This is a genomic window from Azohydromonas australica DSM 1124 (assembly GCF_000430725.1).
GTDB classification, from domain to species: Bacteria; Pseudomonadota; Gammaproteobacteria; order Burkholderiales; family Burkholderiaceae_C; genus Azohydromonas; species Azohydromonas australica.
This window is the reverse complement of record NZ_KE387204.1, coordinates 391,498-413,961: the sequence shown is the minus strand read 5'-3', so window position 1 is coordinate 413,961 and position 22,464 is coordinate 391,498. Positions and strand designations below refer to the sequence as shown.

At 71.8% G+C, this 22,464-nt stretch carries 24 protein-coding genes and 1 pseudogene; 10 read left to right on the top strand and 15 right to left on the bottom strand.

The window, feature by feature from the left end; translation table 11 throughout:
• Positions 1–13 precede the first annotated feature (13 nt).
• The 6 genes from H537_RS0123780 (at position 14) to H537_RS45150 (ending at position 6,565) form a co-directional block, all read left to right on the top strand.
• Positions 14–1,207, top strand: a complete 1,194-nt coding sequence (locus H537_RS0123780; protein ID WP_028999839.1) for an L-talarate/galactarate dehydratase — start codon at positions 14–16, stop codon at positions 1,205–1,207.
• A 76-nt stretch (positions 1,208–1,283) separates the two neighbouring features.
• A complete protein-coding gene (locus H537_RS0123775; protein WP_028999838.1) occupies positions 1,284–2,048 on the top strand; it encodes an RraA family protein in 765 nt (254 codons plus the stop codon).
• A 24-nt stretch (positions 2,049–2,072) separates the two neighbouring features.
• Positions 2,073–2,549, top strand: coding sequence for a nuclear transport factor 2 family protein (locus H537_RS0123770; protein ID WP_028999837.1), 477 nt, complete (start codon positions 2,073–2,075; stop codon positions 2,547–2,549).
• Positions 2,550–2,644: 95 nt separating this feature from the next.
• Positions 2,645–2,941 carry a Dabb family protein gene (locus H537_RS0123765; RefSeq protein ID WP_028999836.1) on the top strand — a complete coding sequence of 99 codons (297 nt, stop codon included), beginning with the start codon at positions 2,645–2,647 and terminating at the stop codon, positions 2,939–2,941.
• A gap of 226 nt (positions 2,942–3,167) precedes the next feature.
• The gene (locus tag H537_RS45155; RefSeq protein ID WP_169517079.1) at positions 3,168–4,214 is read left to right on the top strand and encodes a substrate-binding domain-containing protein; all 1,047 of its coding nucleotides are present in this window, start codon (positions 3,168–3,170) and stop codon (positions 4,212–4,214) included.
• 2 nt (positions 4,215–4,216) lie between these two features.
• Positions 4,217–6,565, top strand: a complete 2,349-nt coding sequence (locus H537_RS45150) for a hybrid sensor histidine kinase/response regulator (protein WP_051243166.1) — start codon at positions 4,217–4,219, stop codon at positions 6,563–6,565.
• A 13-nt stretch (positions 6,566–6,578) separates the two neighbouring features.
• On the opposite strand, the gene H537_RS0123750 is transcribed toward H537_RS45150, so the two are convergent.
• Positions 6,579–7,811, bottom strand: coding sequence for an anion transporter (locus tag H537_RS0123750; RefSeq protein ID WP_028999835.1), 1,233 nt, complete (start codon positions 7,809–7,811; stop codon positions 6,579–6,581).
• A 91-nt stretch (positions 7,812–7,902) separates the two neighbouring features.
• Between H537_RS0123750 and H537_RS0123745 the strand changes: the two genes are divergently transcribed.
• Both H537_RS0123745 and H537_RS45145 read left to right on the top strand, forming a co-directional pair.
• Complete coding sequence (locus tag H537_RS0123745; RefSeq protein WP_028999834.1) at positions 7,903–8,184, top strand: hypothetical protein; 282 nt, start codon at positions 7,903–7,905, stop codon at positions 8,182–8,184.
• Positions 8,181–9,023, top strand: a complete 843-nt coding sequence (locus H537_RS45145) for a hypothetical protein (protein WP_051243165.1) — start codon at positions 8,181–8,183, stop codon at positions 9,021–9,023. The genes H537_RS0123745 and H537_RS45145 overlap by 4 nt, the downstream gene beginning before the upstream one ends.
• A gap of 19 nt (positions 9,024–9,042) precedes the next feature.
• Here the strand turns inward: H537_RS45145 and H537_RS49645 are convergent, their stop codons facing one another.
• Entirely contained in the window at positions 9,043–9,546 is a 504-nt protein-coding gene (locus H537_RS49645) for an antitoxin Xre/MbcA/ParS toxin-binding domain-containing protein (protein ID WP_156901901.1), read from the bottom strand.
• An 84-nt stretch (positions 9,547–9,630) separates the two neighbouring features.
• Here H537_RS49645 and H537_RS0123730 point away from each other — a divergent pair, with 84 nt between their 5' ends.
• Complete coding sequence (locus tag H537_RS0123730; protein ID WP_028999833.1) at positions 9,631–9,864, top strand: DUF2630 family protein; 234 nt, start codon at positions 9,631–9,633, stop codon at positions 9,862–9,864.
• 18 nt (positions 9,865–9,882) lie between these two features.
• Here the strand turns inward: H537_RS0123730 and H537_RS45135 are convergent, their stop codons facing one another.
• The 7 genes from H537_RS45135 to H537_RS0123695 all read right to left on the bottom strand — a co-directional run bounded on the left by H537_RS45135 (position 9,883) and on the right by H537_RS0123695 (position 14,487).
• Positions 9,883–10,602 (bottom strand): DJ-1/PfpI family protein, encoded by a 720-nt coding sequence (locus H537_RS45135; RefSeq protein WP_051243163.1) that lies wholly within the window; start codon positions 10,600–10,602, stop codon positions 9,883–9,885.
• Between the two features lie 49 nt (positions 10,603–10,651).
• On the bottom strand, positions 10,652–11,272 hold the full coding sequence (locus tag H537_RS45130; RefSeq protein WP_043459702.1) for a hypothetical protein: 621 nt from the start codon (positions 11,270–11,272) through the stop codon (positions 10,652–10,654).
• 49 nt (positions 11,273–11,321) lie between these two features.
• The gene (locus H537_RS0123715) at positions 11,322–11,765 is read right to left on the bottom strand and encodes an Lrp/AsnC family transcriptional regulator (RefSeq protein WP_043459894.1); all 444 of its coding nucleotides are present in this window, start codon (positions 11,763–11,765) and stop codon (positions 11,322–11,324) included.
• A 104-nt stretch (positions 11,766–11,869) separates the two neighbouring features.
• Positions 11,870–12,586, bottom strand: a complete 717-nt coding sequence (locus tag H537_RS0123710; protein ID WP_028999831.1) for a Mut7-C RNAse domain-containing protein — start codon at positions 12,584–12,586, stop codon at positions 11,870–11,872.
• Between the two features lie 89 nt (positions 12,587–12,675).
• Entirely contained in the window at positions 12,676–13,242 is a 567-nt protein-coding gene (locus tag H537_RS45125; RefSeq protein ID WP_051243162.1) for a WD40 repeat domain-containing protein, read from the bottom strand.
• Entirely contained in the window at positions 13,206–13,691 is a 486-nt protein-coding gene (locus tag H537_RS0123700; protein ID WP_028999830.1) for a hypothetical protein, read from the bottom strand. The genes H537_RS45125 and H537_RS0123700 overlap by 37 nt, the downstream gene beginning before the upstream one ends.
• 202 nt (positions 13,692–13,893) lie before the next feature.
• Positions 13,894–14,487, bottom strand: a complete 594-nt coding sequence (locus H537_RS0123695) for a putative pterin-binding protein (RefSeq protein WP_028999829.1) — start codon at positions 14,485–14,487, stop codon at positions 13,894–13,896.
• Between the two features lie 265 nt (positions 14,488–14,752).
• Here H537_RS0123695 and H537_RS49640 point away from each other — a divergent pair, with 265 nt between their 5' ends.
• On the top strand, positions 14,753–16,159 hold the full coding sequence (locus H537_RS49640) for a sensor histidine kinase (RefSeq protein WP_028999828.1): 1,407 nt from the start codon (positions 14,753–14,755) through the stop codon (positions 16,157–16,159).
• A 12-nt stretch (positions 16,160–16,171) separates the two neighbouring features.
• On the opposite strand, the gene H537_RS45115 is transcribed toward H537_RS49640, so the two are convergent.
• The 6 genes and pseudogenes from H537_RS45115 to H537_RS45100 form a co-directional block, all read right to left on the bottom strand.
• Positions 16,172–16,594: a hypothetical protein gene (locus H537_RS45115; protein ID WP_169517078.1), complete on the bottom strand. Its 423-nt coding sequence runs from the start codon at positions 16,592–16,594 to the stop codon at positions 16,172–16,174.
• A 49-nt stretch (positions 16,595–16,643) separates the two neighbouring features.
• Positions 16,644–17,171 (bottom strand): hypothetical protein, encoded by a 528-nt coding sequence (locus H537_RS49635; protein WP_156901900.1) that lies wholly within the window; start codon positions 17,169–17,171, stop codon positions 16,644–16,646.
• A complete protein-coding gene (locus H537_RS0123675; RefSeq protein ID WP_043459699.1) occupies positions 17,171–18,232 on the bottom strand; it encodes a formate dehydrogenase subunit gamma in 1,062 nt (353 codons plus the stop codon). The genes H537_RS49635 and H537_RS0123675 overlap by 1 nt, the downstream gene beginning before the upstream one ends.
• Positions 18,233–18,269: 37 nt before the next feature.
• On the bottom strand, positions 18,270–18,479 hold the full coding sequence (locus tag H537_RS0123670; RefSeq protein WP_028999826.1) for a hypothetical protein: 210 nt from the start codon (positions 18,477–18,479) through the stop codon (positions 18,270–18,272).
• Positions 18,480–18,847: 368 nt separating this feature from the next.
• Positions 18,848–19,480: pseudogene (gene fdh3B / locus H537_RS45105) on the bottom strand (formate dehydrogenase FDH3 subunit beta); the annotation flags it as partial.
• A 125-nt stretch (positions 19,481–19,605) separates the two neighbouring features.
• Positions 19,606–22,455 carry a formate dehydrogenase subunit alpha gene (locus H537_RS45100; RefSeq protein WP_051243159.1) on the bottom strand — a complete coding sequence of 950 codons (2,850 nt, stop codon included), beginning with the start codon at positions 22,453–22,455 and terminating at the stop codon, positions 19,606–19,608.
• Positions 22,456–22,464: the final 9 nt, after the last annotated feature.

The following is a 22,464-nucleotide window of genomic DNA, read 5'->3' as shown; positions in this document are numbered from 1 at the left end:
AGGAGAAACAACCATGGCCGTTGAATCCAACATCGTTTCCTACGCCCAGGTCGCCGGCGACGCCCGCACCGCGGCCGAGAGCGGCGACCGCATCGAGTCCATCAGGCTGTCGCTGGTGTTCCTGCCGCTGGCCACGCCGGTGAGCGACGCCAAGGTGCTCACCGGGCGGCAGAAGCCGCTCACCGAGATCGCCTTCATCTTTGCGCAGGTCCGCAGCCGTGACGGCCATGAAGGCATCGGCTTCGGCTACTCCAAGCGCGCCGGCGGCCCGGGCATGTACGCACACGCGCAGGAGCTCGCGCCGCACCTGCTGGGCGAAGACCCCAACGACACCTCGCGGCTGTTCACCAAGCTGCTGTGGGCTGGCGCCAGCATGGGCCGCAGCGGGTTGACCACGCAGGCCATCGCGCCCTTCGACATCGCGCTGTGGGACCTGAAGGCCAAGCGCGCCGGGCTGCCGCTGGCAAAGCTCCTGGGCGCGCAGCGCGACTCGGTGCAGTGCTACAACACCTCGGGCGGCTACCTGCACACGCCGCTGGACCAGGTGCTCAAGAACGTCGAGATCTCGCGCAACAGCGGCATCGGCGGCATCAAGCTCAAGGTCGGCCAGCCCGACTTGTCCATCGACATCCAGCGCGTGGGCGAGGTGCGCAAGCTCCTGGGCAACGACTTCCCGCTGATGGTGGACGCCAACCAGCAGTGGGACCGCCAGAAGGCCACGCGCGCCTGCCGCGCCTTCGAAGGATTCGACCTGACCTGGATCGAGGAGCCGCTGGACGCCTACGACTTCGAAGGCCATGCCCAGCTGGCCAGCCGCTTCGACACGGCCATCGCCACGGGCGAGATGCTCACCAGCTTCGGCGAGCACGCTCAGCTGATCATGGCCGAGGGCAGCGACTTCATCCAGCCCGACGCGCCGCGCGTGGGCGGCATCACGCCCTTCCTGCAGATCATGGCGCTGGGCGAGTTCAAGGGCCGCAAGCTCGCGCCGCACTTCGCGATGGAGATCCACCTGCACCTGGCCGCGGCCTACTCGCATGAGCCCTGGCTGGAGCACTTCGAGTGGCTGGGCCCCCTGTTCAACGAGCAGTTGCAGCTCAAGGAAGGCCGCATGTGGGTCCCCGACCGCCCCGGCCTGGGCTTCTCCTTGAGCGAGCAGGCCCTGGCCTGGACCGCGGACACCAAGACCTTCGGCAAGGGCGCCTGACCCCAACCACGTACCGGCCACCGCTGCCGGCGGTGAGCCCCTTCATGCAACGCGCCTTGAGCGCAGGAGACATCCGATGAGCATCCCGACCCGTCCTGCCCCTCTCTTCGTGCCCGACGAGGTGCTTGACCGCCTGGCCAAGGTCACGAGCGGCTCGCTGACCACGCAGCTGTACAAGAAGGGCTACCGCCAGCCGGTGATGGTGGGCCTCAAGCCGCTGAACACGCCGTTCAAGCCCTTTGCCGGCCGCGCGTTCACGATGCGCTTCATCCCGGCGCGCGAGGACGTGGACACCTACGCCACGCTCACCACCGAGCCGCACGTCAACAACCTGCAGTGGGTAGGCGTGGAGGAGGTCAAGCCCGGCGAGGTGGTCGTCATCGACAGCTACCGCGACGCGAGCGCCGCCTCGATGGGCAACATGCTCATCACGCGCATGAAGATGCGCGGCGCGCGCGGCGTGGTCACCGACGGCGCCTTCCGCGACGGCACCGAGCTGTCGCAGATGGACTTCCCCATCTGGAGCGCCGGCGTGACCGCCACCACGCGGCTGTCCTTCCACCACGTCGCGGACCTGCAGGTGCCCATCGGCTGCGCCGGCGTGGCGGTGTACCCGGGCGACGTGATCCACGGCGACGGCGACAACATCACGGTGGTGCCGGCGCACCTGGCCGCCGAGATGGCCGACCTGTGCGAGGCGCAGGACGACCTGGAAGGCTACCTGGCCATGCGCGTGCAGGGCGGCGAGGCGCTGTGGGGCCTGTACCCGCCCAGCCCCGCCACGCGCGAGCAGCACAAGGCCTGGGTGGCCGCCGGCCGCCCGCCCATCAAGGCCGCCTGAAGGCCCGTTGAGGACACATCCATCATGGCAATCGCTTCCCCCGAGGCCCGCGCCGCGCTGATCCGGCGCTACTTCGACGCCTGCAACGCCGGCGACTACGACGCGCTGATGGCGTGCTTCACGCCCGACGCGGTGCACTACTTCCCGCCCGGGCTGCCCGAGATCCCCTGGCGCAGCGCCGACACCATCAGCCGCAAGTGGGTCTGGTGCGTGGAGAACCTGGGCTCGCAGTGGACCATCGAGAAGATCCTGTGCGGCCACGACTCCAACGAGGCCGTCATCGAGTGGACGCACTGGAAGCGCGACCAGGGCGTGGCCCAGCGCGGCGACGAGTGGTACGTGTTCGACGACGCCACGGGGCTGATCAAGGAGATCCGCGCCTACTACGCCGCGCCCACCGTCACCAACGCGCAGTCGCTGCCGGAGGTCAACGGCACGCGCATGGGCGAGCTGGTGGACTTCGACTATGCCGGCCGCGGCTATCACCTGCGCTGGAAGTGAACCGGGATGAGTACGTGCAGGGAATCCCACCTCTTCCTGCGCCCGGTCGCGCTGCAGGACGACCCGGCCTGGCTGCTGGCGCGAAAGGGGCACCCATGCTGAAGCACATCGTGCTGTTCCGCCGCAAGGCGGACGTGCAGCCTCAGCCCGCGCTGGAGCAGCGCCTGGTGGCGCAGATGGACGCGCTGGTGCGGCAGATCGGCTTCATCCGCGAGTGGAAGCTCTCGGCCAACGAGCTGGACCGGCCCATCTGCTGGGGCTACGCGCTGGAATCGGCCTTCGACGACGCCCAGTCGCTCAACGACTACCTGTTCCACCCGGCGCACCAGGCGCTGATCGCGGACCTCAAGCCCTACTTCGAGTGGGCCGCGGTGGACTACACGGTGGGCTGACAGGAGCCCGGCAAGGTCCTGCACGGGCATCTTGAAATCCTGACGTACAGGCGCCTGGCCGGGTCGTCATGCCGGCGTCCGGCCAGGCCTTGATCGCGCCATGCCGCACCGCACCGTGAGCGCAAGCTCACGCCGTGGATCGGGCATGGTTGCGCCCGCCACCCATGGCGCGTTGATCCGGTCCCGCACAATCCCGCCCATTGAGTCGAGGACGGTGGACCTGGGCATGGACGCGAACGATCGCCGCCGGTTTCTGAGGCGGCTGCCGGCAGGCTTGGCACCACTGCTGGTGGCCGGGACGCTGCTGCGCGACGCGGCGGCGCAACCGGCCGGCGCGGCTGCTGGCGCGGCTGCCGGCAAGGCCAGGCGCCGCGTGGTCGTGATGCCCAAGCTCGTCAGCATTCCCTACTACGAAGCGGTCCACCAGGGCGTACAGGCCGCGGCGGCGGAACTGCCCGGGCTCGCCGTGCAATGGCTGGGGCCGCGCCAGGACAGCGCGGAGCAGCAGATCGAGCTGCTGGAGCGCATCCTGCCGACCCGCCCCGACGTGATCGCGATCGCTGCCAACGACCCGATGGCCCTGTCGCCGCTGCTGCAGCGTGCGCAGCGGACCGGCGTGCGGGTGATGGCCTGGGATGCCGACGTCACGCCGCGCGAGTTCTTCGTCAACCTGGTCGACTACGCCGAGTTCGGCCGCCGCCTGGTCGAAGCGCTGGTGGCACAGACGGGGCCCCAGGGCGAGATCGCCGTGGTGACCACCAGCTTCACTGCGGTCAATCAAGTGCGCTGGATCCAGGCCGTCAAGCGCACGCTGTACGCGCGCTATCCCGAGCTGCGCATCGTCGACATCCGCCCCGCCGGGGAGAACACGGAAGAGGCCTTCCGCGTGACCCAGGTCCTGCTCGCGGCCCACCCCAAGCTGGTCGGCCTGATCTCGCTGGGCGTGCCCAACATGCCCGGGGTAGTGCGCGCGGTGCAGGCAGCCGGCCAGGCCGGGCACGTGGCCGTGACGGGCAACTCCACACCGTCCCGCATGCGCAGCTTCCTCAAGGACGGCGCAGTGCGCACGGTCCTGCTGTGGAACGCGCAAGACCATGGCTACCTCACGGTGTACTGCGCCTGGCAGCTGCTGCAAGGCGGCCTGGCCGCGGGCCGGCCCTTCCAGGCCGGCAGGCTGGGCACGCTGGTACCACAGGCGGACGCGGTGAACGCGCAGGTGTCGCTGCCGGCGCTGGAACTCACCCGCGACAACGTCGACCGCTACCGCTTCTGACCATGAAGCTCGCCACACGGCTCAACCTGCTGACGCTGGCGACGCTGCTGCTGGTCAGCGCGGCGGTGCTCGCCGCCACGGTGGGCCTGCTGTCCGGCACGCACCGGCGCACGCACGAGCGGCTGATGCGGCTGGAGCTGCACGCGGCCGTCCAGACGATCGTGCTGCGCCTGCAGCGGCTGGGCGTGCGGGCCGCCGGCCAGGAGGCCGCCGCGCAGCTGCAGCGCCTGCGTGACCAGGAAGGTTTCACCACCGCCAGGCTGTTCGTAGTCGAGCAGCCCGACAGCCGCCTCGTGTACGGGCCCGATGCCCGTCCGGGCGAACGGCAACAGCGGGCTTTCGTGCAGGAGATGGAGCGGCTGCGGCAGGGCACGCTGGCCTATGAGGACGGCGGCCAGCAGCGGCTGGCGGTGTTCGAGACGCTGGAGCCCATCGGCTGGCTGGTGGCGCTGGAGGTGGAGCAGCGCGAGATCGATGCCGCGCTGCGCCGCCTGCTCGCTGCCATTGCCGGCATCGGCGCCACGGCGCTGCTGGTGGGCGCCGTCCTGGCCAGCCTGTTCAGCCGGCGCCTGTCGAAGCGGCTGGCGCATGTGCTGCGCGAGGTGCGCCGCATCGAGGCCGGCGACCTCGGCGTGCGCCTGCCGGAACAGGGCGCCGACGACGAGGTGCGCGCGCTGGAGCGCGGCATCAACGGCATGGCGCGGCGGCTGCAGGAACGCACCGACGCGCACGAGGCCAGCCAGGCGGCCCTGGTGGCCAGCGAGTCGCGGCTGCGGCAGCTCGTCGAGTCCAACCTGATCGGCGTCTTCCGCTGGGAGGCCTCGGGCCGCATCCTGGACGGCAACGACGCCTTCCTGTCCCTCGTCGGCCGCAGCCAGGCCGAGCTGCAGGCGGGTGCGCTGAACTGGCGCGCGATGGTGCCGCCCGACGATGCGGCGCTGGTGCAAGCCGCGGGCGAGGAGATCCGGCGCTCCGGCCGCGTGGGACCCTACGAACGCCACTGCCTGCACCGCAGTGGCCGCCAGGTGCCGGTGCTCATCGGCAGTGTGCTGCTCGACGGCCCTGAGCCGCTGCAGGTGCTGAGCTTCGTCGTGGACCTGAGCGCGCGCGAGGTGGCCGAAGCCGAGCGCCGCGCCCGCGCGGACGCGGAAGCCGCCAACCGGGCCAAGAGCGCGTTCCTGGCCAACATGAGCCACGAGATCCGCACGCCCATGAACGCTATCGTCGGTCTCACCCACCTGATGCTGCGCGAGGCCGGCGACCCATTGCAGCAGCAGCGCCTGGGACAGGTAGAGCAAGCGGCCCGGCATCTGCTGCAGCTCATCAACGACATCCTGGACCTCTCCAAGATCGAGGCCGGCAAGATGGTGCTGGAGGACCGCGAGCTGGCCATCGGCGAGCTGCTGGCCCGCTCCCTGGAGATGGCGCGCAGCCTGGCGGCCGGCAAGCCGCTGGAGCTGGCGCTGGACACCGACCACCTGCCCGAGCGGCTGCGCGGCGACCCGACGCGGCTGTCGCAGGTGCTGCTCAACCTGCTCTCCAACGCCGTGAAGTTCACGGCCACGGGCTCGGTGCGGCTGCGCGGCGAGCTGCTGCGCGAGGAAGGTCAGCGGCTGCTGCTGCGCTTCGAGGTGCGGGATACCGGGCCGGGCATCCCGCCGGAGCGCCAGCAGGCGGTGTTCGAGGCCTTCGAGCAGGCCGACGGCTCGATCACTCGCCACCATGGCGGCACCGGACTGGGCCTGGCGCTGGTGCGCCACCTCGCCGCCCTGATGGGTGGTGAAGTCGGACTGCACAGCGCGCCGGGCGAAGGCAGCACCTTCTGGTTCACCGCCTGGCTGGGCCGGGCGCAGCCGCCAGGGGAACCGGGGGCGGCGAAGGCCGCCTGGCCCGCGCTGCCCGCCGGCGAGGCGGCCGAGGCTCCGAGCGCACGGCTTTCCGCGGAGGAGTCCGAAGCACTGCTGCGCGCGCGCCACGGCGGCCAGCGCGTGCTGCTGGTCGAGGACAACTTCGTCAACCAGGAGGTCGCGCTCGCGGTGCTGCGCGCCACGGCGCTGGTGGTCGAGACGGCAGACAACGGCCGCGCGGCGGTGGAGCTGGTGGGCAGCCGGCCCTACGACCTCGTGCTGATGGACATGCAGATGCCCGAGATGGACGGCCTGGAGGCGACGCGGCAGATCCGCCGGCGCATCGGCGCGGGGCTGCCGATCATCGCCATGACCGCCAATGCCTTCGGCGAGGACCGGCAGGCCTGCCTGGACGCCGGCATGAACGACCACCTCGCCAAGCCCGTGGAGCCGGCGCGGCTGTACGCGGCGCTGCTGCGGTGGCTGCCGGCGAAGGCTTCGTAGAACACCGTCGCCATCAGGCCTTCAGCGCCAGCCACGCCGCGCTGATCGCCAGCGAGGCGATGGTCACCGGCACGCCGATGCGCGCGTGCGTGCGCCAGTCGATGGCCACGCCGTGCCGCGCCGCGGCGTCCACCACGATGATGTTCGCGATGCTGCCGACGATGAACAGGTTGCCCGCGAGCGTGCTCACCAGCGCCAGCAGCGGGCCGGCGTCCGGGCCCGACAGCGGCAGCAGCAGCATCACCGCCGGCACGTTGGACACCAGGTTGCTCAGCACGAAGGTGGCGCCGAAGAGCGAGGCCGGATGGTCCAGCCGCCAGCCCGCGGCGGCCAGGTGCTGCACCAGCGCCTCCGGCAGCCCCGTGGCCTGCAGCGCGTGGTTGACCACGAACAGGCCCATGAACAGCACCAGCAGCTGCCAGTCCACCAGGCCCAGCATGTCGCGCGAGTGCAGCCGGCGGCTCAGCAGCAGCAGCCCCGCACCGGCCAGCGCCACCACCTCGCGCGGCCAGGGCGTGAACAGGAAGCACAGCAGCACACCCAGCGACACCGTCAGGCCCTTGGCGGCCTGCCAGCGCGAGAAGGGCAGATCCTCGCCCGGCGTCGGGGCGGCCACGGCGGCGGCCACTTCGGCCGGGCCCTGGCGCAGCCGCCCGCGCAGCAGCAGCGCAATCAGCCCCCAGGTCGCGGCCAGCGACAGCAGCACCGGCGGCAGCACCTGCAGCACATAGCCGCCGAAGGGCAGTTTCAATTGCGCGCCGATAAGCATGTTCTGCGGGTTGCCGATCAGCGTGGCGGCGGAGCCGATGTTGGCGCTGCAGGCCAGCGCCAGCAGGTAGGGCAGCGCGTCCCGCCCGCGGCGGCGGCAGGCGTCCACCAGCACCGGCGCCATGGCCAGGCACACCACGTCGTTGCTGAACACGGCCGAGAGCACGGCCGACACCGCGATCAGCGCCCCCAGCAGCGCCGCCGGCGCCATGCGCAGCGCGGCGAGCTGCCGCGCCACGGCGTCGTAGAAGCCGCCCAGGCGCATCTGCGCCGAGATCACCATGAAGGCGAAGAGCAGCAGGATGGTCGGCAGGTCGATGGACTGCGCCGCCGCGTCCACGCTCACCGCCTCCGCGCCGATGAGCACGATCGCGCCCAGCAGCGCCACGCCGCTGCGGTCGAGCTGCAGGAAGGGCAGGCCGCCCAGGACCATGCCGATGTAGACGAGGGTGAAGACGAGGAGAACGAAGTCGGTCATGGAAGCACTCGCGAGGGAGCGCGGAAGGTACACGCTCCGGCAGTCCGGGCACCGGTCTTGCCGCCCGATCCACAATCAACCGGAGAACACCATGACCCAAATCCGCAACACCCCCTCCTCCACCCCGCCCGCCGGCAGCGCCGGCTCGCGCGGTGGCAGCATCAGCTCCAGCCAGGCGGAGCACACCGGCCTGGCCGACGGCCAGCCGGGCGACACGCCCACCGGGCGCGAGGCGCGACCCGGCACGGACGGGCCGACTTCGCAAGGCCTGGCGGGCGCGCAAGGCAGCGGCGGCGGTGCAGACCGCGGCATGCAGCAGGACCCGGGCGCGGGCACTGGCAGCGGCGCCGACCGGCGCAGCGACCGCCCGTGATCGACCGCGACTGGCATTTCGTCCTGGGCGCCCAGGACCCTGAGATGCGCGAGATCCAGCGCGTGGTCGAGGACGAGCAGCTGGCCTGGGCCCATGCCGCGCGCCACAAGCGCCGCTGCAACCCGCGCACCGCCTACGCCGCCGACGGCGTGGTGCGCGTGGGGCCGGACCAGATCCCGCGCGCGGCGGTGCTGCCGCCCAAGGCGCCGGCGGTGTTCGTGGAGTGCACCGTGCTGGGCCTGGAGCCGGTGGTGCGGGTGGACCACCACCACCCCGGCGACCCGGGCTACGAGGTCGAGCCCGAGAAGTTCATGGACGGCTCCTCGCTGGGCCAGGTGCTGCGGCTGCTGGAGCGCGAGCCCACCGAGACGCAGCGCCTGCTCGCGGCCAGCGACCACTGCCTCACCGCCGCCTACCAGGGCCGCTGCCCGGGCGTAGACCCGCACGAGCTGCTGTTCCTGCGCGCCTCCTGGAAAGCCAAGGTGATGGGGCGCACCCTGTCGGACGTGGTGGAGGGCATCCTGGACGCGGCCAAGCGGGTCCGGGCGCACCACGACAGCGAGCTGGGAGAAAGCCGCTTCCTGGACCCGACCGAGATCCCGCCGGACCTGGCCGAGGGCGCGGCCTATGCCGGCATCCCCGTGCGCTACCGCGAGCTGCTGCCCGAAGGCGTGCTCAAGGAGATGTTCAAGGGCGGCACGCCGGCCGCGGTGGAGCAGTTCATGGCCGAGCACGAGGCGGCCGGGCGGCAGGTGTACGGCAACCCGTACCGGGGTTACGCGGGCACCTACTGGTCGGGGCGTCGGATGCCGGAGGTCGCGGGGCGGATGGTGGAGTGAGGGCCGCCAGCCCTTTGACTCAACCCGGACGACCCGCCTGCCCCTCCATCATCGCCCGCACAGCCGCCGCCCCCTCGTCCGAGCCCAGCAGCGCCGCCGGACACCTTCCCTGCAGCCCGTCCTGCGGCTGCCCGATCCAGCGCCCCAGCCAGCGCGCCACGTCGAACCCCGGCCCGCCGCCGTGCAGCGCCTCGGCCTGGGCCAGCAGCCGCAGCAGCGCCAGCGCGACGCGCCCCGCCGCGGCGGGCAGCGGCGCGTCCGTGAAGGATTTCTTCTCGGCCGCCGAGCGGTTCGTGCCCAGGATCTCGCGGAAGAAGTGGCGCGGCGCGATGTCCAGCGCGCGGCCCAGATCGCGCGCCAGCACGGCCGGCACGCCGGCCTCGGCCAGGGCGGCCAGCGTCGCGTCGTCCGCGTCCGCCAGCACACGCGCCTGGGCCATCAGACTCTGGCCGGGACGGTAGCCGCGCAGGTCCGGCGCGGCGGGCCCGACGCGGGACGGCGTGGAAAGGGAGGGAGCGCTCATGACGCCGTTGGGCAAGGGCCAGGCCGCCGCCGCGACGGGCACAGGGGTTGCCGCCTCGGTGCAAACCCCTTGAGGAGCCCCGCCGTGGACGACAAGAGCATCCTGCAGCACATCACCGACCTGGTCGAAGAAGAGAACCGCCTGCGCGCCGACACGCAGGCGCCGGACCAGAACCGCACGCGCATCGAGGAACTGGAGGTGCAGCTCGACCAGTGCTGGGACCTGCTGCGCCAGCGCCGCGCCCGGCGCGAGTTCGGCCAGAACCCCGACGACGCCCAGGTGCGCGACAAGGACACGGTGGAGAAATACATCCAGTGAGCCCTGGAGCGCGGCGGCTCAGCCCGCCGTGCCGGTGCCCGGATTGTCCTGGGGCGCATCGCCCTCGGCCGCGCGCGCCAGCCGCGCGAAGTAGGCCGACTTGCCCGTCTTGTAGAGCTGCACCCAGGCTTGCCGGGCCTCGTCCTCGTAGATGCCCAGCAGCGCGAAGATCTCGGCCGCGAACTCGATGGGCGCCATGCCGCCGGCCGTGATGAGCGTGCCGTCGCGCACCACCGGCACGTCCTGGTAGTGCTCGGCGCCGCCGTAGCCGGTGCCCTTGAGGTAGCCCAGCGCGTTGCTGGTGTGCGGCCGGTTCTCCAGCCAGCCCGCGCGCGCCAGCGCGGCGGTGGCGCCGCAGATGGCCGCCACCGGCACGCCGCGGCGCAGGAACTCGCCGGCCTTGCCGATGACGGCGTGGTGCGAGGCGTCGTCGGCCCAGCCCACGCCGCCGGGCAGGATCAGCAGCGCGCTGGCGTCGGGCAGCAGGTCGTCCACTGCCATGTCGGGCAGCACCGACACGCCGCCCATGGAGCGCGGCACCGCGTGCCGGCCCGGCCCCACCGTCTTCACCTGCCAGCGCCCGGGCTCGCGCTGGAACTGCGGGTTGTGGATGCCGGCCACCGCGAAGGCGGCTTCCCAGTCGGCGAAGCCGTCGAAGACGTAGAGGTGGACAGTGCGGCGGGCGTTGGCCGCCTCGGATTCGGCGGCCGCGGCGGCGGCGGTAGCGAGGTCTTCCATGACCGCGTGCCGCAGCAGGCGCCGTGCCCTGCGCGGTGCCTCGGGCGGGCTACAGCGTGCGCGTGTCGATCCAGTGCACCTGCCCGCCTTGCGCGCGTACCTGCTCGACCATATGGGCCGTGCCGCCCCGCCCGTCGCCGCCGCCGCCGTTCCACAGGCAGACGAAGTGCACCTTGTCCGCTCCGTGCGCCAGCGCGGTATCCAGCAGCCACCGGTTGCAGCGCTCGAAGGGATCTTCGCCCTCGGCCAGCGGCCCCAGCTCGCGCGTCATGAACCGCGGCGGCTGCGGCAGCCGCGCGCGCAGCGCGTGGTAGCGCGCGACCCACTGCGCGCCGCCGGTCACGGGCTCGATCGAGCGCCGGATGAATTCCGGCTCCCCGAACGGCAGCAGGACCTCGCAACGCACGCTCCGCGGCTCGCAGGCTTCCAGGAACAGCAGGTCGCCGCCGGCCGCGGCCTGGCACAGCGCCAAGTCATCAGGGCCGGCCCGCAAGCCGTCCAGCACCTCGGCGATGCGCTGCGCCGCCGCCGGCACCTTGCCGGCCGGGAAGCGCGGCTCCTTGCGGCCCGGCGCGTCCACCATGTGGCCGCTGAAGAGCATCACCTGGCGCGGCGCCTGGGGCCGGTGCGGCCGGGTGTCCGAAGGGCCGGCGGCGAGGGATGGGGTCATGGAACGCTCCTGTCGGGTTGGGCCGCAAACGTGGTTTGCGGCACGAGGCTCAGGCCGTCGGCGGCGTGCCTTGGCGGTAGCTAGCGAGGTGGATGCTGGTCTCGGTGCCGCGGATGCCCTGCAGCAGCCGGATGCGCTCCAGCACCTGCGACAGCTCCTGCACGCTGGCCGCGCGCAGCTCGGCCAGCAGGTCCCAGCGGCCGTTGGTGTCGTGCAGCGCGGTAACGCCGGGCTCACCCAGCAGGTGGGCCACGACGTCGCGCGTGCGGTTGCCCTCCACCAGGATGCCCATCCACGCCGTGATGCCCGGCGGCTGAGCGTCCGGGCGCAGCACCACCGTGTAGCCCACGATCACCTGCTCCTGCTCCAGCTTGCGCAGCCGGTTGGCCACGGTGCCGCGCGACACGTCCAGCCGGTGCGCGAGCGTGGCGACGCTCATGCGGGCATCGGCACGCAGCAGGGCGATGAGGCGGTGGTCGAGATCGTCGAGCATGGAACGAAGCGCGGGCAGTGGCTTTGCGCCCCAGTGTGGCAGCAGCGCGCGCCGCCCGGCGCGCCCCATCCTGGCTGGCACGCCGCACTGAAGCCCGGCCGGCCCTACCCGGCCGCCACCCCGTGCACCGCTTCCCGCATCCGCCTCCAGTGCGACCCGCGCCAGAACACCCGCGCGCACCCCGGGCAGCGCCAGAACGCGTCGAAGCACGCGCGCGTGCGGGGCAGCAGTTGCGCCTGCACCTCGGCCTTGGGCACCGGCACGGGCACGGCGTTGCATTCCAGGCAGCGGCTCGGACCGCCCTCGCGCAGTGGCAGCGACCAGCGCCGCGCCACGTCGGCCAGCTGCGCCAGCGGGTCGTCGTCGCGCAGCCAGCAGCCCGCGCGCACCGCGCGGTGCATCAGCAGCGCCCGATCGCGCGTGAGCACGATGCGCCCCTGCGCCGCGGCCAGCGCCACCAGCTCGGCATCGTCCCAGGCGTTGTGCCAGAGCGTGTCCAGCCCGGCGAAGCGCAGGTAGCGCGCCAGCCGCCCCAGGTGCGCATCGGCGATGAAGCGCCTGTCCGTCGAGGGCGATTCCGGCGCGAGCCGCCGCAGCGCCGGCAGCACCGCCACGCGGTCGCCCGGCAACAGCCGCTGCTCCAGCGCCGCGGGCTGGCCGTTGACCAGCAGCAGCGCCACCTCGGTGTGCGGCACGCCCAGCGCCTCGATGGCGTGCTTGGCGCTCTCGTGCGGCGCCACCTCGGCCTGGAACGCGCACCCGCGCCGCCACGGCGGCAGCAGGTCGCCCAGCTCGGCGTAGAAGCGGAATTCGATGTGCATGGCGCGCGGCGGGCAGGTGCCACCGGCGCGGCGCCGCCCGTTGCGGTCGCGGCAACAGGCGTGCCGTGGGCGGCACGAGCGCCGCCTTCTCAGAGCGCGGGCCCCTTGGACGCCGGGCAGGCCGGCGTCCCGCCGCTGCGCTCTTCCAGCGTCGACGGCGTCACCGGCAGCCCCGGGCACTGGCAGGCATAGGGCTGCTCCGGCGCCACCCACTCGCGCCACTCGCGCAGGCTCATGTTGCGGGTGAGCTTGGTGCACACCGTCTCGCCCCACACCGAGGGCGAGGGCCACAGGTGCAGCGCGCTGTCCTGGCTGCCGGCGGCGGCGATGCGCCGCGCGTCCGGGCTGTAGGCCAGCGCCGCCACCGGGCCCTGCTGCCCCAGCAACGGCACGCCCACGGGCCGGCCGGTGTCGGTTTCCCACACGCGCAGCGAGCGGTCCCAGCTGCTGGACACCATGCGCTGGCCGTCGGGGCGGAACACCACCCGCAGCACCGGACCACGGTGGCCCGGCAGCGCCTCGCCCCGGGGCTTGCCGGTGGCGGCGTCCCACGGCCGCACCATCTGGTCCCAGCCGCCCGAGGCCAGCATGCGGCCGTCCGGGCTGAAGGCCAAGCTTATCACGCGGTCCTTGTGGCCCTGGTGCGGCGCGCCCATCGACGTGCCGCTGGCCGCGTCCTGCCCTCGCTGGTGGGCAGCCGCGGCGAGTGCACGATCTCGTTGAGCGCACAGCGCCGGCGCAGGCAGCGCGCCAGCAGGTCGTCGGGCGTGAGCGTGACCAGCAGCTTGAAATCCGTGATCTGCGCCAGCTGCCGCAGCGGCAGCGGCACCAGCACGTCGTCGTCGCCGCGCGTGAGCTCCTGCAGCGCGGCGTGCACGTCGCCGTAGAGGTCCTGCAGGTTCGCGCGCGGCTTGAGCCGCGCCACGGCTTCGTTGAGCTCGCCAAAAGGCGGCAGCGGCGTCTCGGTGTCCAACCCCTCCGTGCCCTCGTGCCACTCCAGCGGCAGCCTGGCCAGCCGCGCCTGCAGCGGCAGCTGGCCGTCGGCACCCACCAGCAGCTGCGGGCCCACCACCGGCACCACCATGCCGTCGCGGATCTGGCTCAACAAACGTCTCCAGGCCGCCTCGTTCATGCCTTCACTCCCGCCTTCGCCACGCCGGCCGGTCCATCCAGCGCTTGTGTCGTCCCCCCAACGCCCGGTGTGCTGCGCCCAGGCGACAAACTGACGCTGTTACAGCGCTTACATATAAGTGAATGACAGTTTCCCGTGTGCCCGCAGCGGCGGCGCCGTGGCGCCCGGGACCGCTTCAGGCCGGCGCCACTTCCACGTGATAGAGGCCCCAGGGGCAGAGGCTGAAGCGCTCCTTGAGCGGCTTGTCGCGGAAGTCGGGCAGGCGGTCGGCGTCGTACACCGCCCATTGCGGCCCCAGGCCGCCCAGCGCCATCGGCCGGCCGTCCAGCCACGTGGCCAGCAGCATGCGCCAGCGGCGCGCGTCGGCCAGCGGCACCCGCACCGCGTAGCCGTCCAGCGCGCGCAGCGTGAGCACCACCGGCGCCGCGGCCGGCACGCCCGCGGCAGCCAGCACCTGCTCCAGCAGTGGCCCGGAGAGGCGGTGCTCGCGGCCGTCGTACTCCAGCGTGGGACGGATCTCCACCGCCGGCAGTGCCTGCAGCGCGGCGGCGTCGAATTCGAAGGCGCGCTCGAACGCCACCTGGTGCTTGCTGAACAGCTGCTCCAGGGCCGGGTCCACCGGGCCGCGGTTGGACCGGCCCAGCGCCGGGCCGCTGAGCGTGAGTTGCGCGGCACCGTGCAAGGGCGCAGCTGCCACGGGCTTGGCAGCCTCGGCCAGCGGCAGGGCGCTGCCCAGCAGCGCGGCGGTGAAAACTCGTCTTTGGTTCATCGACAGCGATCCTTCCGATACATGGAGTTACGTCTGCAACCTTATAGCGGTGCTTGCCTTGCGCGGGCGCAATCGCGGCATCTTTAGCGCGAGGCCCAAGGAGCCGAACAGGCATTTGGTCACGCCTGCACGTACCGATCCATGCCACCGTGCGGCCCAAGAAAGAAAACACCGGCTTTGCGGCGCGCCAGGGAGGGCACGCCGCACGGACGCAAGGCGCCCGATGAAGCCCGGCCAAACACGAAATGCGATAGGGATGAGGGAGATGGGCAACGATAACTTCGGGCTGCCCGACGGCTCGACGTTCACGGTCGATGAGGCCCAGTTGCGCCGCATCCGCCAAGCTTCGCTGCGGCGCTTGCACGTGGGCCAGATCCCGGCGATGCGGGCCGCCGGGTTCTTCATCCTGGCCGTGATCCTGGTGCTCTACGACCTGCGCATGGGACGTGCACTGGACGCGCCGGCCCTGTGGCAGGTGCTGGGCGCCAACGCCGCGTACTGCCTGGCGAGCTGGTGGACGCTGCGGCGCTGGTACGGCCGCACCGGGCGCTTCGACCTGGGTCTGCTGTTCATGCACCTGGACCTGCCGATGTGGCTGCTGAACCTGCACCACGTCCAGGGTGACCAGGTGCTGCTGATCGCCGTGCTGCTGGTGCGCGTGGCGGACCAGGTGGGCTTCGGCTTCAGGCGCGCGCTGTACTTCAACGCCGTGACGCTGGGCACCTACCTGGCCTACGCGACCTGGATGGGCGTCCCGTGGAGCGACCTCGCGGGCATGGCGGTGATCATGGTTCTGGCCGGCGTGTACCTGTCGCTGACCGGGCTGGTGACGCAGCGACTGCGTGAGCGCGTGCGCCGCGGCGTGCACGCGGCGCGCGAGCTGATCCAGCAGCTCGAACGCCAGACGCGCCACCTGCAGCAGCAGGCCGAGGCGCTGGAGGCGGCGCGCGCCGATGCCGAGCAGGCCAGCGAGGCCAAGTCGCGCTTCCTCTCCAGCATCAGCCACGAGCTGCGCACGCCGCTCAACGGCGTGATGGGCACGCTGCAGCTGCTGCAGACCACGGACCTGACGCCGACGCAGCAGCGCTATGCCGACACCGCGCTGGACTCCGGCGCGCGGCTGGTGACGCTGATCGAGGAGCTGCTGGACGTGGCCAGCATCCGCGCCGGCGGCCTGGCGCTGCACCCGCAGCCCTTCAACCTGGCCGAGCTGGTGGAGCAGCTGATGCAGGAGATGCGCCCGCTGGCACAGGGCAAGCCGCTGCAGCTGGAAATCGACCTCGACCCGGCGCTGGACCGCGGTTTCCACGCCGACGCGCGGCGGCTGCGCCAGCTGCTGTTCCACCTGCTGCACAACGGGATGAAGTTCACCGACCAGGGCGAGGTGCGGCTGCACATGCGTTGCCTGCGCGAGGACGAGCACGCGGCGCTGGTACGCGTAGTGGTCAGCGACACCGGCTGCGGCATGGCGCCCGAGCAGGTGGAGCGGCTGTTCCAGCCCTTCGGGCAGGGCGACGACTCCAGCACGCGCCGCCACGGCGGCAGCGGCCTGGGCCTGGCCATCGCGCGCGAGACGGTGACGCTGATGGACGGCTCGATCCGCGTGCGCAGCGAGCCCGGGCGCGGCACGGCCTTCGAGGTGGAGGTGCTGCTCAGCAAGGCAGCCGGCTGAGGGCTGCCGTCCTCAGCGCGCCATCGGCGTCTTGGGCTTCTTGACGTCCTCGCTGGGCGGTGCCGTGCCCAGCTTCTCGCTGCGGATGGGCAGTGCCGGCGCGGAGGCCGTGCCCGCCGCCGGCGTGCCCGGCGCGCTGTGCGGATTGCCCTGCCCCGGCACCTGGGCGTTGCCCGAGCCGCCGGCGCTGGTCGTGGCGGTGGCCACCGGCGTGGGCGGATGCGCCTGCCAGCCCTGCGCCGCGGCGCGCTGGCGCCAGCGCTGCGAGAGGCGGTCCATGGATGCTTCGAGCTGCTGCTTCTCCACCGCCGCGGCCGAGGCCGCCTGCGCCGCCTTGGCCGCAGCCTCGGCCTGCTGCTGCGGCGTGGGCGCGGGCAGCGCGGCCAGCGTGGCGGTGGCCGCCAGGGCGGTGCCCAGGGCCACGAACGAATTCAAGAGCTGCCTGCCGTTCATCGCCGACTCCCTGGCGACACGCCCGCCGCCCTCATCGCACCCCCGGCGAGCTCGCCGGCCTGGAGCCGCCGCCGGCCGCGCCGGAGGAGGCGCCGGCCACCGCGCCCGGCACGTTGGACATCCCGCCCACCGCCGCGCCCGAGGTCACCGCCGAGGCCGATACCCCCGGCGGCACCACGCCCGTGGGGCCGGGATCGGCCGCGGCCGAGGCCGCCTTCTGCGGACCCTCGCCCTGCGGCAGCCCTGCGGCGGGCGCACCGTCCTTGGGCATGGCACCGCCCACGGCCGCGCCGCCGGTGTTGCCCCCCGAGCCCTGTGGAATGCCCGGCGTGCCCGCCGGCGCCGCCGTCTGCTTGCCGCCGGCCTGCGCGATCACCTCGCCGCTGGTACCGCCGCCGGCGCTCACCTGCCCCGGGAACTTGGTCTGGGTGACGCCGTCCTCCACCTTCGGGCCGCGGTCGCAGCCGGCCCCCAGCAGCGCGGCCAGCAGCACCGCCGGCACGAGCAGCGCCCGGCCGGGCCGGCTAGGCGGCGCCTTCGCCCTGGCTGGCGCGCCCATCACCGCCCCGCTCCGCCGCGCTCGCGCGCCGAGATCTGCCGCCACCACAGTTCGTGGTGGGTGCGCACCCAGGCCTCGTCCACCGTGCCGTGGCGCATGCCGCGGTAGGCGCCGGGGCTGCCCAGCGTGCCCAGGTAGATGTGGCCCATGGCGAAGGCGATGTAGGCCGCCGCACCCAGCAGGTGCAGCAGGTTGGCCACCTGCAGCAGGTAGCGCGTGAAGCCCGGGCCGGGCGTGTTGCCGGCGAAATAGGGGAAGTTGAGCATCAGCCCCGTGACGCCCATCAGCAGCCCCATCAGCGTCACGCCGAACCAGAACCAGATCTTCTCGCCGAAGTTGAAATAGGGCGCCGGCACGTGCGCGTGCGACAGCAGCCCACCGCCGGCCTTGACCCACTGCCAGTCGGCACGCTCGAAGCGGTTGCGCCGCACGTAGGTGAGGAACATCGCCAGCGTGCACAGGATGAACAGCGGCCCCGCGATGTTGTGCAGGTACTTGCTGATGATGGCCACCCAGGAGAACAGGCCGTGGCCCATCCACGGCAGCAGTAGCTGCTTGCCGAACAGGACCACCAGGCCCGTGAGCGCCAGCACGATGAAGGTAATGGCGGTGGCCCAGTGCGTCCAGCGGTCCAGCCGCGTGAAGCGCACCACGTTGCGCCCGGTTTCGGCGCCTTCGAGCTTCTGCGGCCCGAAGAAGCGGTACAGCCCGAAGATGCCCAGCGGCACCACCAGCAGCAGCGTGCCGGCCAGGGTCGCCAGCGGCCCGTTGCGCCAGGTGCGCCAGGTGTTGCCGCCGCGCTGCAGGATGACGTCCTGCTCCGGCATCAGACCCGGCGGCTTGATGTAGTGTCGGTCGAAGTGCTGCCGTCCCGAAGCGGCGTCGCCCAGCCCGGGCTCGGGTCGGCCCTGTTCGGACTGCAGGATGGTCTGCTCCTCGGCATAGGCCGGCGTGGCCTTGTCGTTGGGCACGGCGGCCAGCGCCGGCACCAAGGTCAGCAGCGCCAGCGCCAGGGCCAGCAGAAAGGGTGAGAACCAGAGCAGCAGGCGGCGCAGTGACATGAGGGCTCCTTCGGTACGGCTGGAGGCAGGGGGCGGCTCACGGACGCATGCGCGCGTACTCGTTCTGGTGCCGGTTGCGGTTGTCGATGGCGGCGTTCCAGGCCAGCCGGTCGCCGTTGAAGCGCAGCTGCTGCGGCAGGTTGTCAGCCTTGCCGTCGTACTGGCCTTCGCGCCAGGCGGGGTACTGGTCGACCTCCAGGCAGCCGGTGAGCGCCAGCGCGGCCAGGACGAGGAGCAGGATCTTCATGGGCGGTTCCTTGGGGCTCGTTCAGCAGCAAGCCAACGCCGTGCCCGCGAAGGCGGGCACCCACGCAGGCCGGCTCGCCGGCAGCCAGCAGGACCTGGCTGTAGCCTTTCCGAGGCGGCGGTGCCGGCACTCGTGGATGCCCGCCTTCGCGGGCATGGCGTGCGTTGCTGGGGTAACCATCACGTCGGCAGCTGGCGTGGATTGTTCTGGAAGCTGTCGGGCAGCTGGTTGGTGCGCGGGCCCTGGCCACGCGAGCTGTTGTCGTGGATCACGCCATCGGGCCCGCGGGTGTCCGGCAGCCCCCGTGCGGGTGCGGGCGCACCGTTCTCGGCGCCATGCCCATTGGCAGGCGGCTTGCCGTTGGCGTCGGCGGCGCCGTTCATCGGCGCCGCGGCCTTGGCCGGCGGCGCGCCCTGGGGGTTGTAGGCGATGTCCCAGCCCCAGAGCTCCGGCCCGTAGCCGCGCGTGTCCACCCGCTGCTTGTAGATCTGGGCAATGATGTTGGCGTCGCCGCCCAGCAGCGCCTTGGTGCCGCACATCTCGGCGCACAACGGCAGCTTCCCCTCGGCGATGCGGTTGCGCCCGTACTGCTGGAACTCCGCCTCGCTGGCGTCGGGCTGCGGGCCGCCGTTGCAGAAGGTGCACTTGTCCATCTTGCCGCGGTGATTGAACGCGCCCGTGGACGGGAACTGCGGCGCCCCGAAGGGACAGGCCAGCGAGCAGTAGCCGCAGCCGATGCACAGGTCCTTGTCGTGCAGCACCACGCCGTCGGCCGTGTGATAGAAGCAGTCCACCGGGCACACCGCCATGCACGGCGCGTTGGTGCAGTGCATGCAGGCCACCGACATGTAGTGCTCGCCCGGCGCGCCGTCGCCGATGGTCACGACGCGGCGCCGGTTCACGCCCCAGGGCGTCTCGTGCTCGTTCTTGCACGCGGTGACACAGCCCATGCAGTCGATGCAGCGCTCGGTGTCGCAGATGAATTTCATGCGCGCGGGCATGGAGGTCCTCTCAGTCGGAATGCCGTTCGTCCTGAGCCTGTCGAAGGGCCTGCAGGCCAGCCGGGCCACAGGGCTTCGACGGGCTCAGCCCGAACGGGGAGAGTTGTTGAGCCGTCATTTCTTGCTCATGCGTGGCGGCGCAACCGACACAGCGACACCTTGGTCTCCTGCATCATGGTCACGGCGTCGTAGCCATAGGTCCAGCCGGTGTTGGCCGCCTCGCCGCGCACGATGGGCGCGGCGCCCTCGGGGTACTGGCGCAGCAGGTCCTCGCCCATCCACCAGCCGCCGAAGTGGTAGGGCATCCACACCACGCCCTGCCCCACGCGCGGCGTCACCATCGCGTGCACCTTCAGCCGCGCGCCGGTGGGCGTCTCCACCCAGACGAACTCGCCGGTCTTCACGCCGACGTGCCCGGCGTCGAAGGGGTTGATTTCCACGAACATCGCCTGCTGCAGCTCGGCCAGCCAGGGGTTCGAGCGCGTCTCGTCGCCGCCGCCCTCGTACTCCACCAGGCGGCCCGAGGTCATGATCAGCGGGAAATCCTTGCTGTAGTCGCGCGCGCCCTGCACCGACTTGTAGAGCGTGGGCAGCCGCCAGAAGTTGGCGCGGTCCTCGAAGGTGGGGTACTTCGCCAGCAGGTCCGGGCGCGGCGTGAGCAGCGGCTCGCGGTGCACCGGCACCGGGTCGGGGAAGTTCCACACCTGGGCCCGCGCGCGGGCGTTGCCGTAGGGCGCGCAGCCGTGGGCGATGACCACGCGGATGATCCCGCCGGAGGGGTCGGTCTTCCAGTTCTTGCCCTCGGCCGCGGCCTGCTCGGTGGGCGTGAGGTCGCTCCACCAGCCCAGCTTCTTCAGGAACACGTGGTCGAACTCCGGATAGCCGGTGTCGAGCTGGCTGTCGCGGTTGGTGGAGCCGTCGGCGGCCAGCAGGCTCTGCCCGTCGTGCTCCACGCCCCAGTTGGCGCGGAAGGGCATGCCGCCGTCGGCCACGGTCTTGCTCAGGTCGTAGAGGATGGGCGTGCCCGGGTGCTTCATCTCCGGCGTGCCCCAGCAGGGCCAGGGCAGGCCGTAGTAGTCGCCCTTGCAGGGGCCGGAGTCCGCGCGCAGCGTGGTGGGGTCGAAGTCGGCCTTGTGTTGCATGTGCAACTTCAGCCGCTCGGGGGAGATGCCGGAGTAGCCGATGGTCCAGACGCTGCGGTTGATCTCTCGCAGGATGTCCTCGATCACCGGCTCGTTGTTGACGACCTTGATGTTCTTGACCAGCTGCTCCGCGAAGCCAAACTTCTTCGCGAACAGGTACATGATCTCGTGGTCGGTCTTGCTCTCGAAGATGGGTTGGATTACCCGCTCGCGCCACTGCACGCTGCGGTTGGACGCGGTGCACGAGCCCTGCGTCTCGAACTGCGTGCACGCGGGCAGCAGGTACACGCCGTCGCGCCGCCCGTGCATGGCCGCCGTCATGGTGGGGTACGGGTCGATCACCACCAGCAGGTCAAGCTTCTGCATCGCCGCGCGCATGTCGGGCAGCCGTGTCTGGCTGTTGGGCGCGTGGCCCCAGTAGACGACAGCGCGCAGCGGGTTGGGCTGGTCCACGTACTCGGCCTTTTCCAGCACGCCGTCGAACCAGCGCGAGACGGTCATGCCGGGCTTTTCCATCAGCGCCTTGGAGGCGTAGCGGCCCTTGAGCCACTCGTAGTCCACGCCCCAGGCGGCGCAGAAGTGCTTCCACGCGCCCTCGGCCAGGCCGTAGTAGCCGGGCAGCGAGTCGGGGTTGGGGCCCACGTCGGTGGCGCCCTGCACGTTGTCGTGGCCGCGGTAGATGTTGGCCCCGCCGCCGGCGACGCCGATGTTGCCCAGCACCAGCTGCAGGATCGACAGCGCACGCACGTTGGCCGTGCCCACGTGGTGCTGCGTGATGCCCATGCACCACACCACCGAGGAAGGCTTGTTGCGCGCCAGCATTTCCGCCGCCTCGCGCACCGAGGCCTCGGGCACGCCGGTGACCTCGCTGACGCGGTCGGGCGTCCACTTCTGCACCTCCTTGCGCACGGCATCCATGCCGTAGGTGCGCGCGGCGATGTACTCGCGGTCCTCCCAGCCGTTGGCGAAGATGTGCCAGAGCATGCCCCACACGAACGCGATGTCGGTGCCGGGGCGGATGCGCACGTAGTGGTGCGCGAAGCGCGCGGTGCGCGTGAAGCGCGGGTCCACCACGATCATCTTGGCCCCGAGCTCCTTGGCGTGCAGGAAGTGCAGCATGGAGATCGGGTGCGCCTCCGACGGGTTCGAGCCGATGAACAGCACGGCCTTGCTGTGGTGCAGGTCGTTGAAGCTGTTGGTCATGGCGCCGTAGCCGAAGGTCTGCGCCACGCCGGCCACCGTGGTGGAGTGGCAGATGCGCGCCTGGTGGTCGGTGTTGTTGGAGCCCCACATCGACACGAACTTGCGCAGCAGGTAGCTCTGCTCGTTGTTGTGCTTGGAGCTGCCGATCCAGAACACCGCGTCCTGCCCGGCCTGCTCGCGCACCTTGAGCAGCCGGTCGCCGACCTCGGTGATGGCCTGGTCCCAGGAGATGCGCTGGTACTTGCCGTCCACCAGCTTCATCGGGTAGCGCAGCCGGTGCTCGCCGTGGCCGTGTTCGCGCACCGAGGCGCCCTTGGCGCAGTGCGCGCCCATGTTGATGGGCGAGTCGAAGGCGGCGTCCTGGCGGATCCACACGCCGTTCTGCACCACCGCCTCCACCGAGCAGCCCACCGAGCAGTGGCTGCACACGGTGTGCTTGACCTCGACGGGCGAATTCGCCGGCGGCTTGGGCTCGGCCGCCACGGCGGGCTCGATGAAATGGTTGCCGATCGGCCGCGCCAGCAGGCCGGCGGCCCCGGCGCCCAGGCCCGCGCGCAGCAGCAGGCCGCGCCGCGTCAGGCCGGCGCCGGCCGTGCCGGCGGGGCGCTTGCGCATCAACAGGCTGGACATGGCGGCCTC

Excerpts from the sequence above, each read along its gene's own strand:
- H537_RS49640 (WP_028999828.1), top strand. The coding sequence starts at position 14,753 with ATGGGCAACGATAACTTCGGGCTGCCCGACGGCTCGACGTTCACGGTC.
- H537_RS49635 (WP_156901900.1), bottom strand. The coding sequence starts at position 17,171 with ATGGGCGCGCCAGCCAGGGCGAAGGCGCCGCCTAGCCGGCCCGGCCGG.
- H537_RS45130 (WP_043459702.1), bottom strand. The coding sequence starts at position 11,272 with ATGACCCCATCCCTCGCCGCCGGCCCTTCGGACACCCGGCCGCACCGG.
- H537_RS45150 (WP_051243166.1), top strand. The coding sequence starts at position 4,217 with ATGAAGCTCGCCACACGGCTCAACCTGCTGACGCTGGCGACGCTGCTG.
- H537_RS49645 (WP_156901901.1), bottom strand. The coding sequence starts at position 9,546 with ATGAGCGCTCCCTCCCTTTCCACGCCGTCCCGCGTCGGGCCCGCCGCG.
- H537_RS0123670 (WP_028999826.1), bottom strand. The coding sequence starts at position 18,479 with ATGAAGATCCTGCTCCTCGTCCTGGCCGCGCTGGCGCTCACCGGCTGC.
- H537_RS0123750 (WP_028999835.1), bottom strand. The coding sequence starts at position 7,811 with ATGACCGACTTCGTTCTCCTCGTCTTCACCCTCGTCTACATCGGCATG.
- H537_RS0123745 (WP_028999834.1), top strand. The coding sequence starts at position 7,903 with ATGACCCAAATCCGCAACACCCCCTCCTCCACCCCGCCCGCCGGCAGC.
- H537_RS45155 (WP_169517079.1), top strand. The coding sequence starts at position 3,168 with ATGGACGCGAACGATCGCCGCCGGTTTCTGAGGCGGCTGCCGGCAGGC.
- H537_RS0123765 (WP_028999836.1), top strand. The coding sequence starts at position 2,645 with ATGCTGAAGCACATCGTGCTGTTCCGCCGCAAGGCGGACGTGCAGCCT.
- H537_RS45100 (WP_051243159.1), bottom strand. The coding sequence starts at position 22,455 with ATGTCCAGCCTGTTGATGCGCAAGCGCCCCGCCGGCACGGCCGGCGCC.
- H537_RS0123780 (WP_028999839.1), top strand. The coding sequence starts at position 14 with ATGGCCGTTGAATCCAACATCGTTTCCTACGCCCAGGTCGCCGGCGAC.
- H537_RS0123775 (WP_028999838.1), top strand. The coding sequence starts at position 1,284 with ATGAGCATCCCGACCCGTCCTGCCCCTCTCTTCGTGCCCGACGAGGTG.
- H537_RS0123710 (WP_028999831.1), bottom strand. The coding sequence starts at position 12,586 with ATGCACATCGAATTCCGCTTCTACGCCGAGCTGGGCGACCTGCTGCCG.
- H537_RS0123675 (WP_043459699.1), bottom strand. The coding sequence starts at position 18,232 with ATGTCACTGCGCCGCCTGCTGCTCTGGTTCTCACCCTTTCTGCTGGCC.
- H537_RS0123715 (WP_043459894.1), bottom strand. The coding sequence starts at position 11,765 with ATGCTCGACGATCTCGACCACCGCCTCATCGCCCTGCTGCGTGCCGAT.
- H537_RS45125 (WP_051243162.1), bottom strand. The coding sequence starts at position 13,242 with ATGGGCGCGCCGCACCAGGGCCACAAGGACCGCGTGATAAGCTTGGCC.
- H537_RS0123695 (WP_028999829.1), bottom strand. The coding sequence starts at position 14,487 with ATGAACCAAAGACGAGTTTTCACCGCCGCGCTGCTGGGCAGCGCCCTG.
- H537_RS0123770 (WP_028999837.1), top strand. The coding sequence starts at position 2,073 with ATGGCAATCGCTTCCCCCGAGGCCCGCGCCGCGCTGATCCGGCGCTAC.
- H537_RS45135 (WP_051243163.1), bottom strand. The coding sequence starts at position 10,602 with ATGGAAGACCTCGCTACCGCCGCCGCCGCGGCCGCCGAATCCGAGGCG.